This is a genomic window from Solibacillus sp., assembly GCF_040273735.1.
GTDB lineage: Bacteria > Bacillota > Bacilli > Bacillales_A > Planococcaceae > Solibacillus.
Genome location: NZ_JBELZM010000004.1, coordinates 174205 through 187335, shown reverse-complemented (window position 1 = coordinate 187335; position 13131 = coordinate 174205). Strand labels below are relative to the sequence as shown.

Annotated in this window: 12 protein-coding genes; 11 read left to right on the top strand and 1 reads right to left on the bottom strand. The window is 41.0% G+C overall.

Translation table 11 applies throughout. The features are described from left to right. Window positions 1-27: 27 nt before the first annotated feature. Complete coding sequence (locus ABS917_RS06470) at window positions 28-1497, bottom strand: helix-turn-helix domain-containing protein (RefSeq protein WP_350478235.1); 1470 nt, start codon at window positions 1495-1497, stop codon at window positions 28-30. A 157-nt stretch (window positions 1498-1654) separates the two neighbouring features. Here ABS917_RS06470 and ABS917_RS06465 point away from each other — a divergent pair, with 157 nt between their 5' ends. The 11 genes from ABS917_RS06465 to ABS917_RS06415 all read left to right on the top strand — a co-directional run bounded on the left by ABS917_RS06465 (window position 1655) and on the right by ABS917_RS06415 (window position 13087). Beyond that, window positions 1655-2989, top strand: coding sequence for a YjiH family protein (locus ABS917_RS06465; protein WP_350478234.1), 1335 nt, complete (start codon window positions 1655-1657; stop codon window positions 2987-2989). A 25-nt stretch (window positions 2990-3014) separates the two neighbouring features. Further along, window positions 3015-4676 carry a urocanate hydratase gene (gene hutU / locus ABS917_RS06460; RefSeq protein WP_350478233.1) on the top strand — a complete coding sequence of 554 codons (1662 nt, stop codon included), beginning with the start codon at window positions 3015-3017 and terminating at the stop codon, window positions 4674-4676. Window positions 4677-4721: 45 nt separating this feature from the next. Continuing rightward, a complete protein-coding gene (gene hutI / locus ABS917_RS06455; protein ID WP_350478274.1) occupies window positions 4722-5951 on the top strand; it encodes an imidazolonepropionase in 1230 nt (409 codons plus the stop codon). Next, on the top strand, window positions 5948-6916 hold the full coding sequence (locus ABS917_RS06450) for an agmatinase family protein (RefSeq protein WP_350478232.1): 969 nt from the start codon (window positions 5948-5950) through the stop codon (window positions 6914-6916). Before hutI ends, ABS917_RS06450 begins: the two co-directional genes overlap by 4 nt. A 127-nt stretch (window positions 6917-7043) precedes the next feature. After that, window positions 7044-7250, top strand: a complete 207-nt coding sequence (locus ABS917_RS06445) for a YvdQ family spore coat protein (protein ID WP_079523927.1) — start codon at window positions 7044-7046, stop codon at window positions 7248-7250. Between the two features lie 13 nt (window positions 7251-7263). Further along, the gene (locus tag ABS917_RS06440; RefSeq protein ID WP_350478231.1) at window positions 7264-7590 is read left to right on the top strand and encodes a spore coat protein; all 327 of its coding nucleotides are present in this window, start codon (window positions 7264-7266) and stop codon (window positions 7588-7590) included. 331 nt (window positions 7591-7921) lie between these two features. Beyond that, entirely contained in the window at window positions 7922-8194 is a 273-nt protein-coding gene (locus ABS917_RS06435) for a hypothetical protein (protein WP_350478230.1), read from the top strand. Next, window positions 8181-9386 carry an RtcB family protein gene (locus ABS917_RS06430; RefSeq protein WP_350478229.1) on the top strand — a complete coding sequence of 402 codons (1206 nt, stop codon included), beginning with the start codon at window positions 8181-8183 and terminating at the stop codon, window positions 9384-9386. The genes ABS917_RS06435 and ABS917_RS06430 overlap by 14 nt, the downstream gene beginning before the upstream one ends. A 227-nt stretch (window positions 9387-9613) precedes the next feature. Then, window positions 9614-11197, top strand: a complete 1584-nt coding sequence (locus ABS917_RS06425) for an ATP-binding protein (RefSeq protein WP_350478228.1) — start codon at window positions 9614-9616, stop codon at window positions 11195-11197. A gap of 5 nt (window positions 11198-11202) precedes the next feature. Beyond that, on the top strand, window positions 11203-11892 hold the full coding sequence (locus ABS917_RS06420; protein WP_350478227.1) for a response regulator: 690 nt from the start codon (window positions 11203-11205) through the stop codon (window positions 11890-11892). A gap of 175 nt (window positions 11893-12067) precedes the next feature. Next, window positions 12068-13087 carry a tripartite tricarboxylate transporter substrate binding protein gene (locus ABS917_RS06415; RefSeq protein ID WP_350478226.1) on the top strand — a complete coding sequence of 340 codons (1020 nt, stop codon included), beginning with the start codon at window positions 12068-12070 and terminating at the stop codon, window positions 13085-13087. Window positions 13088-13131: the final 44 nt, after the last annotated feature.

Genomic DNA, 13131 nt, shown 5'->3' with positions numbered 1-13131 from the left:
ATATGTGCCCAGGTATTTTTTGTTTTCCTAAACAGAATTCCCGGCTGTCTTCCTCACCTGCAAACGGTAGCGGTAAGGGGTTAACTTGTAGTATTCCCGAAATACTTTAGTAAAGTAATTGCCGTCCGTGAAGCCGACCATTTCCGAGATTGTTCCTATTCCCAAACTCGTTTCAATTAATAACTTTTCGGCTTGCTGTACGCGATACTGCTGCAAATATTTCCGGAAAGGAATGCCGCGCTTTTTCGAAAATACATTGCTCAAATAATTGGTGCTTATGTTTAGCTCATTTGCCGCATGCTGTAATGTCAGCTCAGCATTATTATAGTCACGTTCAATTATTTCGACAGCCAACTCCGTATAATCGGCAATTTGCTGTTGCTGCAGACTTTTTCTCGCATCGATCAAACGCTGTGTAAATAGAATAAACTCCTGTACAATCGCATATAAAATCGGATGCTCTAAAATAAAATGGAACAGTGCGCGGTATTGCTGTTCGATTTTTGCTTGCTGCTGCAGATGGTACTTCATCATAAACCGGCGGATTTGCGCTAATATACTCGTCAAATGAATGCGCACATCATCCTGATGATAATAGGTGGAGCTTGTTGTCAGTGTATATAAAAAAGTCTTAATTACCTTTAAATCACTGTTTTCAAGACTCGTGATCCAAAGCTGCTGTTCTTCAGGAGTTAAAAGCGGATCGAGCCTCGTCACATGTAGTGTTTGCGAGCTTTTAAAAATATGGGAATAACCTTTGTAAAAGCGCTGCGCCAATGTCTTTTTACATGCTTGATACATGGTCAGCAATGTAGTTTCCTGACCATCATAAACAGCAATATTTAGCGATTCCCCATTGAATTTCTCCCATTCCTGGCTCATGATTCGAAGCTGTCTGAATAGATTGGTAAAAACATCGATTTCAACAATACAAATAACCCGGTTTTGCAGCGGCAGGGCAATGAGATTATGAAAAATGGGCAATTCAATGAGCCACTCATATAACATTAAATTATGCTTATAATCTGCACACTCAATTAAAAAGAAGGACTTTCCATCTAAAGGGTAATTACCTGGCTTATTTAAATACAAATCTGAATATAATTGAGTTTCGACTGGAATGGTACTGCATAAAGTCGCTGCCGCCTTAGTGGAAGGAATTTTCAGCAAAGCAGACTTCAGTTGTTCCAATGGTACGGGCTTCACAAAAAGGTCGACTGCCTTTAAGCGGATTGCCTTCATAGCCTGCTGAAAAATAGGTTCCGCTGTAATACCGATAACGGGGATCGCCTTTTTTTGTAAAAACTGCTCTATAGAAGGAGAAACGAGTTCCACTTCAATAAGAAGTACTTCCGGCCATGTTTCTTCGAAAGCTTCAATTATTCTGCTGCCATCTATTTCACCAATGACTTCAATATCCCGCATAAAATAATTTTTTAAATACCACTCAATTCCGGCAATTTCTTCAAAATCCCGCTCGACAATTAAAATTTTCAATCAAACACCACCTTTAATAATTTCTGTTTCATATATAAATCCTATAATTTATATAAATTAATTTTATTTTATTTAAATATTACTATAATCGATGTTTTTATTCTATTTATTCGGAATTGGAAGAAAATTAAAATATAAATAACAAAGGAGTGGTGGGATGACAAAGTATCAGGAGGAACAGGAACTGCCAAAAGTTGGTCAGTTTGAAGTGAGCATTTTCATTAAAATGGTGTTTTGCAGTTTAATCGGGATTTTCAGTTTTTTTATCACATTTGAATGGAATGGAAAAACATCGATTTTAATCGACCATATCGTAAGTGCATTCACGACATTCGCACCAACGTTAGTAAACGGGTATGTGTTGATTCTTCTAGTACTCGGTGCATTTTATCCATTTGTCACGAAAAAGTGGAATACCTCTAAAGTAAACATGGTGCTATCAATTTTTAAATTGGGCGGACTTGTTGCCGGGGTAATGCTTATTTTTGGATTTGGTCCGGCATGGTTGTTTAATCCTGATATCGGTCCATTTTTATTAGAAAAACTTATTAAGCCGGTGGGGCTGGTCATTCCGATTGGATCGGTTTTCTTAGCATTGCTCGTTTGCTATGGCCTGCTTGAATTTATAGGGGTACTCATGCAACCGGTAATGAAACCGATTTTCAAAACGCCTGGCCGTTCGGCAGTTGATGCGGTAGCCTCTTTTGTTGGCAGCTATTCGGTTGGCTTAATATTGACGAACCGTGTTTATAAAGAAGGGAAATATACAGCGAGAGAATCTGCCATTATTGCTACTGGCTTCTCTACAGTGTCAGCTACTTTTATGGTAGTTGTTGCGAAAACACTGGATCTAATGGAATACTGGAACTTATTTTTCTGGGTGACATTAGTTGTGACATTCGTCGTTACAGCAATTACAGCCCGAATTTATCCATTAAACAAAATTAAGGATGACTATTATGAAGGTTCAACTCCGCAGCCTGAAAAGATTGTAAAAACTGACCGTTTAAACGTTGCTTGGACCGAAGCAGTTGAAGCAACAAAATCAAACCCGTCTTTACCTAGAAATTTATACATTCATTTAAAAGACGGATTTATTATGGCGATGGGGGTCATTCCTTCCATTTTATCTATTGGACTATTAGGAATGGTATTGGCAATTTATACACCGCTATTTGACTGGTTGGCATACATTTTTGCGCCATTTACTTATTTACTGCAAATTCCTGATCCGATGCTGACAGCTAAAGCGTTGTCCTTATCGATTGCGGAAATGTTTTTACCGGCAATGATTGTAACAGAGGCAGCTCTTGTAACGAAGTTTATCGTAGCCGTCGTTTCGATTTCAGCTATTTTATTCTTCTCAGCTGTCATTCCGGTTATTTTATCGACAGACATCCCGTTATCAATTCGCCAAATGATCATTATCTGGTTTGAGCGAGTTGTTTTAACACTCATTTTCGTTACACCAATAGCGTTTATCTTGTTCTAACCTAAAATAAAAGGAGAGATTTTTTATGGTATATAAAACAAACATCCGTGCACCACGTGGTTCTGAGCTTTCATGTAAAGGGTGGACACAGGAAGCGGCAATGCGCATGCTGATGAACAATCTGGATCCGGAAGTAGCGGAAAATCCGGATGAGCTAGTCGTATATGGCGGTATCGGGAAAGCAGCACGTGACTGGGAAAGCTACGAAAAGCTTATTTCGACTTTAAAGGAACTGGAAAATGACGAAACGATGATTGTACAGTCCGGAAAACCGGTTGCAGTGTTCAGAACTCATGAAAATGCACCTCGCGTCCTGATCGCCAACTCGAACCTAGTGCCAGGCTGGGCGAATTGGGACCATTTCTATGAACTCGAAGAACGTAATCTAATGATGTACGGTCAAATGACGGCAGGCTCATGGATTTATATCGGGGCACAAGGTATTCTCCAAGGAACATATTTAAGTTTTGTGGAAGCAGGGAAAAAGAAGTTTGGAACAGCCGACCTTCGTGGTAAGTGGATATTAACTGGTGGTATGGGCGGCATGAGTGGTGCCCAGCCATTAGCCGGGAAAATGGCGGGAGCGGTTATTTTAGTTGTTGAAGTGGACCGTGCACGAATCGAACGCAAAATAAATGAGGGCTACTGTGATTACCTTGTCGAAACAGTGGATGAAGCGATAGAGCTTGTTAATAAGTTAACAGCTGCTAAAGAACCTGCGTCAATCGGTTTAGTAGGAAACTGTGCGGACGTTAACCGTGAGCTGTTAAATCGCGGCATGATTCCGGATTTCGTTACAGACCAGACATCTGCGCACGACCCGATTAACGGCTATATTCCAAACGGGATGACGTTGGAGGAAGCACTTCAATTGCGCAAAACGGATGTGAAAACATATGAGCGCCGTGCAAAGGAAACGATGGCAGAGCATGTACGAACAATGCTTGAATTCCAGCAGGCAGGTGCGGAAACATTCGACTACGGAAACAATATCCGCGCCTACGCAAAAGAAATGGGTGTGGAAAACGCTTTTGACTTCCCAGGATTTGTACCGGCATATATCCGCCCATTATTCTGTGAAGGAAAAGGACCGTTCCGCTGGGCAGCACTGTCAGGCGACCCGGAGGATATTTACAAAACAGATGCTTTGGCAAAAGAAATGTTTGCTGAAGACAAAGCATTAGTAAACTGGATCGATATGGCACAAAAAATGGTGAAGTGGCAAGGCTTACCTGCCCGTATTTGCTGGCTAGGGTATGGCGACCGCCACCGCTTTGCACTGCGCGTTAACGAGATGGTTGCAAATGGTGAATTGAAAGCGCCGATTGTATTCGGCCGTGATCATTTGGACTCCGGATCCGTCGCTTCACCAAACCGTGAAACAGAAGGTATGCAGGACGGTTCGGATGCTGTATCAGACTGGCCATTATTAAATGCGCTCGTCAATACGGCAGGCGGTGCAAGTTGGGTGAGCATTCATCATGGCGGCGGTGTAGGAATGGGTTATTCCCAACATGCCGGCCAAGTACTTGTAGCTGACGGCACAAAGCTGGCAGCAGAAAAGATCAATCGCGTGCTTATTTCAGACCCGGGTATGGGGGTTGTACGCCATGCAGATGCAGGCTACGACATTGCAGTTCGCACAGCAAAAGAAAAAGGTATCAATATGCCGATGCTAAAAGGATGATGAACTTTGGCTATTTTAATAAACAATGCAAATGAAGTATTAACTATGGAAAGTGATGTGAAATTACCTCGCCGTCGTGAGCAGATGAGCGAGCTCGGTCTGAAAACAGAGGTAAGTGTACTAATCGAAGGAGATCGCATCGAAATGATTGCGCCTCTTGATGAAATAAAACAGGAGTATCCGCATCTTGTAAGCGATGCTGAGGTTATTGATGCACGAGGGAAGATTGTCATGCCGGGCCTTGTTGACTGCCATACACATTTAGTGCATGGGGGGACACGCGAACATGAGCTGAATATGCGTCTTGCCGGAAGGACCTATATGGATATTATGAATGAAGGCGGCGGGATTCACTATACGACGACAAAAACACGTGAAGCGAGTTATGATGACCTATACAATAAAACCGTTCAGCATCTAAACGAGTTTTTGCGTCACGGCGTTACGACAGTTGAAGCAAAATCGGGCTACGGCCTTGATCTTGAAAATGAACTCAAACAGCTTTATGTTGTAAAGAAACTGCAGGAAGAGCATGTGGTAGATATTGCCTCGACTTTTATGGGCGCACATGCCGTTCCGAAAGAATATAAAGGCAATGAAGATGAATTCGTGAAAATTATAATAGAGCAGATGATTCCGAAAGTGGCGGAGCTGGGGCTTGCTGAGTTCAATGATGTATTTTGCGAAAAAGGGGTGTTCACACCTGCGCAATCCCGTCTAATTTTGGAAGCGGGGAAAGCTTACGGGCTGACACCGAAAATTCATGCAGATGAAATCGAGCCATATGAAGGAGCTGAACTCGCTGCAGAAGTCGGGGCAATTTCCGCAGAGCATTTACTCGTTGCTTCAGATGATGGGATTGCCGCTATGGCAAAGGCCGGGACAATTGCAGTGCTTTTGCCGGGAACAGCCTTCTTTTTACGCGCACCGTATGCAAGAGGTCGCCTGATGGTCGATAGTGGCGTACCTGTAGCTATTTCAACGGACTTTAATCCGGGTTCTTCGCCAACGATCAGCTTGCCGTTCATTCAAAATTTGGCATGCATGAACATGGGAATGACGATGGAAGAAGTGCTTTGTGCAACAACAATCAATGCTGCCCATGCGATAAAACGTGCCGACCAAGTCGGTACGCTCGAAAAAGGAAAACAGGCAGATGTACTAATTTTAGACGTTCCGAATTATAAGCAGCTTCAATATTTTTACGGGATGAATCATACAGATACTGTTATTAAAGCAGGGAACGTCGTTGTGAAAGGTGGAAGCTTACTGTGAGCAAGTTCCTCGTAAGCCCGGCGACTTCTTGGAATCGGGTGGAATCTGAAGACATGAAGGTAAAAGACTGGATTGCACCAAGTTATGGGGAGCTTTCGGAATCCTTTGATGTGGTCATAACAGGGATCCCGCTGTCGCGCTCGTCAATCAGTGCTTCAGCAGCTTCGGAATATCCGGATTTTTTCCGCAAAAGCTGGAATCTGTTCACAACGTATTCGATTGATGAAGATGTAGATATTCGGGAACTACGGGTTGCTGATGTGGGCGATGTGAAAATGCACGGGACGAATATTTTGCAGTGTCATGACAATATCGAACAGGCGATGACGGACGTATTAAATGGTTGTCCTGAAAGCTTCTATGTACAGATTGGCGGGGATCATTCGATTACTGCACCGGTTGTAAGAGCATTTGCTAGTTCTTCCGGCAAACGAATCGGTATTTTGCAGTTCGATACCCATCTGGATTTACGTGATACGGAATCAGATGGACCGACAAACGGCACGCCGATCCGCCAGCTGCTGGATGCTGGTGTAATACGAGGAGAAGATGTGTACAACATCGGGCTGCACGGTTTCTATAATGCCCCGAGCCTTATTCGGACAGCAGACCATTATGGTGTAAATCGTATTACATTAAAGGATTTCCGTCGTCGTGGCGCGGAGTCCGTAATAGCGAATACCATGGATGAACTTTCCAAGAAAGTGGATCTTGTTTATGTGACAGTAGATATGGACGTACTTGATATTGCATACGCCCCGGGAGTTCCTGCTTCTACACCAGGTGGAATGCGGACAGATGAGCTGTTCGATTTGCTGTATGAAGTGGGGAAATACGAAATTGTAAAAGGTATGGATTTCGTCTGTGTCGACCCGCATCGTGATACACGTGAATTGCAGACGGTAAAAGCCGGAGTGTACGCGTTTTTAACGATGCTGGTATCAAGGTTTGTACATTTGAAATGAAAAGTTGACCGAATTTCTTTATAAGGGAATTCGGTTTTTTTATGAAGTAAATCATAACAAAAGCGGATTAAGAATTGTATCAGGGGGTAAAGGAGGAAAGAGATTAATAACTACAGGAGGTTGTCAAATGGCTGCTAAAAAGGAACTAGCATTACATGAACAATTGGAAGTCCATGAAGTATTAATTTTTAAAACGACATGTGTGACAAAAGGGAAGTTGTTCTCACCTCTTGTTCAAGACAAGAAACTTAAGGAAATCCTTGATGAGGACCTTGAACTTTCCGTAAAGGCAATTAAAGATCTGAAAAAATTACTGAAAGATGCAAGCAACTAAGGAGGCAGAGACAATGGCAACGAAAAGATCAGAAGAAACAACTGAACAGCAAATGGACCTGGATTTGGATGTATCAATGATTGACGATATGGCGATTGCTACTGACCTGCTTATCACATCGAAAGCAGCAGTTCGAAACTTGGCGGTAGCCATTACCGAAACAGCAACACCGGCTGTTAAACGAATTTTACGCCGCGAACTGGATAATGCGATTGATACCCACGACAAAATTGCACAATATATGATTAAGAATGAAATGTATCATGCCTATGATTTACAAGAGCAGATGGAGCATGATATTGAAAAAGCAGACATCGCATTAAATGTGGCGAAGAAATAATTAAATGGGCTGTTTGGAAAGTTTAACCACTTTTCGAACGGCCCTTTTTTTAGGAAATTTGGTTTTCTAATAAGTTACAGAGATTTTCTAATATCCGCACTCAAGCTTCTAATAAAACGTTCGTTTTCTAATAAAGCAAATGGATTTTCTAATATCGATCCCCGATTTTCGAATATAGAGTCGAAAGTTTCAAATATCGCCCACCAGTTTTCTAATATACCCCCTATATCTTCTAATAAAAAGCCAATTGCCGGACAGGAAAAATTTATGAAACTTCTCCTCGCCCCCAATCGTAAATAGTACCAATTACTTTCGCAAAGGGAGGTTTGGCATGAAACGTAAAATCCTGTTCGCATTCATAGGGGCGCTGCTCTTACATATTCTATATTTCGCAATCCAGCTGTTAATCGGATTAGTTCAAACATTCTTCTATAAACCACAATTTGCACCGGATACGGTTATGCTGCAATCTGAAATGGCATTCGGATTTGTTTACCAAGGTTCCCCGATATTTCTCCTTGGCAGCTACATTGGGGTAGCACTTCTTATATTCGCTGTACTCAGTATAAAAAAGAAAGGCGTGAACAGCATTGATCGAAATTAACGGAAAATATACAAACGCTAAAATTTATACGAACACACCGCAGGAAGTGGCGATTCAGCAAATTGATGAACTCTTCAATCAGTCGTTTATGGAAGGGACAAAAGTACGGATTATGCCCGACTATCATGCCGGAAAAGGCTGTGTAATCGGCACAACGATTCAGTTGAATGACCGTGTTGTACCGAATCTCGTCGGTGTCGATGTAGGGTGTGGGGTGTTTGTTTCGGAAATCGGTAAAGGCAAAATTGATTTTAATGAACTTGATACAACGATCCGACGTTTTGTACCGAGCGGCAATGAAATCCATGAAACCGCGCTAAAAGTAAAAGATACAGAATGTTTTGCAAACGAAAACTTCATCGCACGTGGCTTGAAAAATGAATATACTGGACGGTCGCTAGGTACATTAGGCGGGGGCAATCATTTTATCGAGCTTGCAAAAGATGAGACGGGAGTTCATTATTTATTAATCCATACAGGCTCGCGCTATGTCGGGGCAAAGGTGGCGAACTGGCATCAAAAGCGTGCATTTGAGTCATTGCAGCGGGAAGATTTATCCGAAAGAATTGCGGCATTGAAAGAAGTCGGAAACAGTAAGAACATTCAAAAAATGATTAAAGTCTATAAGAACGAAAATCCGGTTGTGCCAAAGGATTTGGCATATTTAGAAGGCGATCTGTTCCGGGATTATATTGCCGATATGAAACTGGCACAGCGTTTTGCGCATGAAAACCGTGTGCATATTGCCAGGACAATCGCCGAGCATATGAAGTGGGAGTACGCGGAGCAGTTTGACTCCGTGCACAATTATATTGATACGGATGCCATGATTTTACGTAAAGGGGCAGTGCGGGCGGCAAAGGATGAAAAGCTCGTCATACCGATGAATATGCGGGACGGTTCTCTCATTTGTATTGGAAAAGGGAATGCCGACTGGAATGAATCAGCCCCACATGGAGCAGGACGGATTTACTCGAGGACAGCCGCAATGAAAAATCTGTCGATGGATGATTTTAAACAGACGATGCAAGGGATTTGGACAACTTCGGTAAGTGAGGAAACGCTCGACGAAGCACCAATGGCCTATAAGCCGATGCAGGAAATTGTCGAGCAAATCGGAGAAACGGTGACAATCCAGAAACACGTGACTCCTGTTTACAATTTCAAAGCGAGTAATAAATGGAAGAGATAGGTCGCAATTAAGCTTATTCTATAAAGAGACTATTTCTAATAAAGGACGATGTAGCCACTTGGTGCCGTTATTCGGTACCAAGTGGCTTAGTCGTTTGTCGCTGAGTATTGTAATCGGGCCACATTGCTAAAGTATTACAGGGGCTTTTCGCAATTGTTAGAATTAAGGGAATATTCTTATGCTATAATTATCTAAAGTAATAACTGCCAAAATAGGGGTAAAAGCATATGGAAAGAAGCTCATTAAATTTTCGTTTTTTCAAGTATAATACCATTCTGGCTGCAATGATTTTAGTAGTAAGTTTAGTTTCAACCTATTTTATTATTGGGGAAATTGTAGAGAAAGAAATAGGTGAGCGTGCAGTAGGTGCAGCGCAGGTCGCAGCGGAGCACCCAGCTATTATAGAGGGACTGAAGCAACCCCGAACATCAGCGGAAATTCAAGAAATTGCGCAAAAAATCCAACATAATATCAATGCTGAATATGTGGTAATAGGGGATGAAAATGAAATCAGATATGCCCACCCGGTAAAAGAACGAATTGGGGAAAAAATGGTTGGTGACGATAATGCTAAAGCACTTATCGATGGAAAAGCTTACGTTTCCCTTGCGGAAGGAACATTGGGTAAAGCATTACGCGGCAAGGCCCCTGTAAAGGATGAAAATGGGGATATTATTGGTGTCGTTTCAGTCGGTTTTTTATTTACCGATATCTTTTCAGCAAATATCGTTTATTCCAAATATTTAATAATAGTATTTTTCATTACAATTGTTTTATCAATTATCCTTTCCACGTATTTCTCCAATAAAACGAAAGCACAATTATTGGATTACGAACCGCAGGAAATTGTCAAAATATTGTCCGAGCGAAATGCTATATTGGAATCGATTCGGGAAGGTATTATCATGGTTGACCGAGAAGGCACTGTTACGCTAATTAACCAATCTGCGAAAGCGATTTTGAGGAGCGGGGAATCTGAAATAGGCAGAAATATCGGCGAAGTTATTCCGAATACACATTTAATTAAAGTAATGGAATCTGGTGATGAACAGCTAGATCGAATGATGACAATTAATGGTGTAAAAACATTGGTAAACCGTGTTCCGATTATTAATAAGGGTGAAGTAACCGGTGCTGTTTCCAGTTTTAGGCCGTTTGAAGAAATTGATCTAGTTGCTAATGAGCTGTCACAAGTAAAACAATATATCGAATCGTTACGAGCTCAGACACATGAATACAATAACTTTTTATATACGATTTCAGGGTTGATTCAACTGAAAGAATATGATGAAGCCCTCTACTTAATTCATTCTGAGAGACTTGGAAATCACGCATTAATTTCATTTTTAAACGAAAAAATACAAGATACGTTTATTTGTGGTTTAATCATAGGATTCTATAATAGAGCAAAAGAGTTGAAAATTACATTATTACTAGATGAAGATAGTTTTTGTGGGAAACTAGGTCAACATCTTGAAAAGCATTTACTCATTTCAGTCCTAGGAAATTTAGTTACAAATGCCTTTGAAGCGGTAGAGCATTTAGATGAAGAAGAACGGATCGTACGCATTTATATTTACGAAGATGAAAAAGAGGTCATTTGTGAAATTGAAGATTCAGGGAATGGTATCGATGAACAAGTAATCCACAGTATATTCGAAAAAAAGCAATCTACAAAAGGCGAGGAACATCGAGGTTATGGCCTGTATATCGTCGATGAAAACCTGAGAAAATTAAATGGTTCGATTGCAATCGAGAGTGGAGAATTGGGTGGAGCACTATTCATTTTTTCAATTCCAAAAGAGGGGTGAGTCGTATGGGGAATACAATTGAAGTATTAATCGTTGAAGACGATATCCGTATTGCTCAAATACATGAAAAGTTCCTTGAGCAAATTGACGGTTTTAAAACGATAGGAATGTCCCATACAATTGAAGAAGCAAAAATTTGGCTGGATACGATAAAGCCTGATCTGATTTTGCTGGATATTTACTTTGCCGATAACTTGGGGACAGAACTTATCGATTATATTAGGCAAAAAGATATGGATACCGATATTATTTTAATCACGGCAGCAGCGGAGGTAGAAATTGTAAAGAAAGCATATGCGAGTGGTGTGATCGATTTTTTATTAAAGCCTTTAACACTACAGCGTTTCACTGAATGCCTTCTCAAATATCAAGAGAAAAAGACAATTTTAAACTCCACCGACCGGTTGCAGGCCGAAGATATAAAAAAGCTGTGGAATAACATTACATATGCGGGTGAGCTTGAAAAAGGAAACAACCCTAAAGGCATTGATTCCGTGACAAAGGAAAAGGTGGTAACCTATATTCAAAATTGCGACGAAGGAATTACTGCTGAAAAGCTTGGAAATGAAATAGGAATAAGCAGAACAACAGCAAGGCGTTATCTGGAGCATCTAATGGATGAAAAAGTAATTTTTGTAGATCATATTTATGGTTACGTAGGCAGACCAGAGCGCAGATACTTTATAAAAAAATAAAAGAACAAGAGTATGTCATAAAAGACATGCTCTTTTTTATGTCGTGAACAATATGAACAATATAGACACTATGAAAATAAAAGACAATAGTTTCGTTATATATAAAAATGACACAATATCCTTTTTAATAAAGATAACGCTTACATAATGCGTAAAACAGAAGGGGGACTATTTTATGACTATGAAAAAAAAGCTATTAACTTTATTTTCAGCAGCGGCGTTAACACTTACATTAGCAGCTTGTAATGATAGTGAGGGGACATCATCAGGCGACAAAGATTATCCAACAAGTAACTTAACAATCGTGGCACCATCCGGGGCTGGCGGGGGATGGGATTTAACATCTCGTTCAATTGCAAAAGTTATGAACGAAACTAAATTAATCGAAAAACCGATAACAGTAGAAAACAAACCAGGTGGTGGCGGTGCCGTATTCATGGCAACGTACGCAACGAAAGAAGCAAAAAATGATTATATGTTAATGGTAAAATCACCACCGATTTTAATTAATAACTTAAAGGCAGAAGGTAATAGTCCTTACGGTTATAAAGATACGACACCTTTAGCGCAGCTAACGAAGGATTTTGGTGCAATTGTTGTTCGTGCTGACTCTCCTTACGAATCGTTGACTGATTTATTGGATGCTGTTAAAGCAGATCCAACAGCGCTTACAATGGCTGGCGGTTCAGCTCCTGGTTCAATGGATCATCTAGTTACAATTTTACCTGCATACGAGTACGGCATTGATCCTAAAGCGGTAAAATATGTTTCTTATGATGGTGGCGGGGAAGCGATGGCGGCATTATTAGGGAACAACGCCGATGCGATCGGAACAGATATTTCAACTGTAACACCGTATGTGAAGAGCGGTGACGTTCGGGTATTGGCAGTTACATCACCTGAAAAATTAGCGCTTGAAGGTTTGGAAGAGATCCCGACATTATATGACTTAGGGATTGAGGCAGAGTTTACTATTTGGCGCGGTATTTTCGGACCGAAAGATATGTCGGAAACAGCTAAGGATTATTGGGTTGAAAAGTTAACAGAGTTAAATGATAAAGAGGAATGGAAAGCAGAATTAGAGCGTAACGGCTGGGCACAAGACTTCCGTGTAGGTGATGATTTCACGAAATTCCTTGAAGAACAAGAAGGTACGATCACTGAAATTTTAACAGCTTTAGGTATGCAAAAATAATTTAACCATGATGTGGGCATGTAATTGCCCACACCTGCTTTATA

Bases quoted from the DNA above. Each gene is read 5' to 3' on its own strand.
- ABS917_RS06440 (WP_350478231.1), top strand. From the start codon at position 7,264: ATGGCAACGAAAAGATCAGAAGAAACAACTGAACAGCAAATGGACCTG.
- ABS917_RS06425 (WP_350478228.1), top strand. From the start codon at position 9,614: ATGGAAAGAAGCTCATTAAATTTTCGTTTTTTCAAGTATAATACCATT.
- ABS917_RS06445 (WP_079523927.1), top strand. From the start codon at position 7,044: ATGGCTGCTAAAAAGGAACTAGCATTACATGAACAATTGGAAGTCCAT.
- ABS917_RS06465 (WP_350478234.1), top strand. From the start codon at position 1,655: ATGACAAAGTATCAGGAGGAACAGGAACTGCCAAAAGTTGGTCAGTTT.
- ABS917_RS06415 (WP_350478226.1), top strand. From the start codon at position 12,068: ATGACTATGAAAAAAAAGCTATTAACTTTATTTTCAGCAGCGGCGTTA.
- hutI (WP_350478274.1), top strand. From the start codon at position 4,722: ATGGAAAGTGATGTGAAATTACCTCGCCGTCGTGAGCAGATGAGCGAG.
- ABS917_RS06420 (WP_350478227.1), top strand. From the start codon at position 11,203: ATGGGGAATACAATTGAAGTATTAATCGTTGAAGACGATATCCGTATT.
- ABS917_RS06435 (WP_350478230.1), top strand. From the start codon at position 7,922: ATGAAACGTAAAATCCTGTTCGCATTCATAGGGGCGCTGCTCTTACAT.
- hutU (WP_350478233.1), top strand. From the start codon at position 3,015: ATGGTATATAAAACAAACATCCGTGCACCACGTGGTTCTGAGCTTTCA.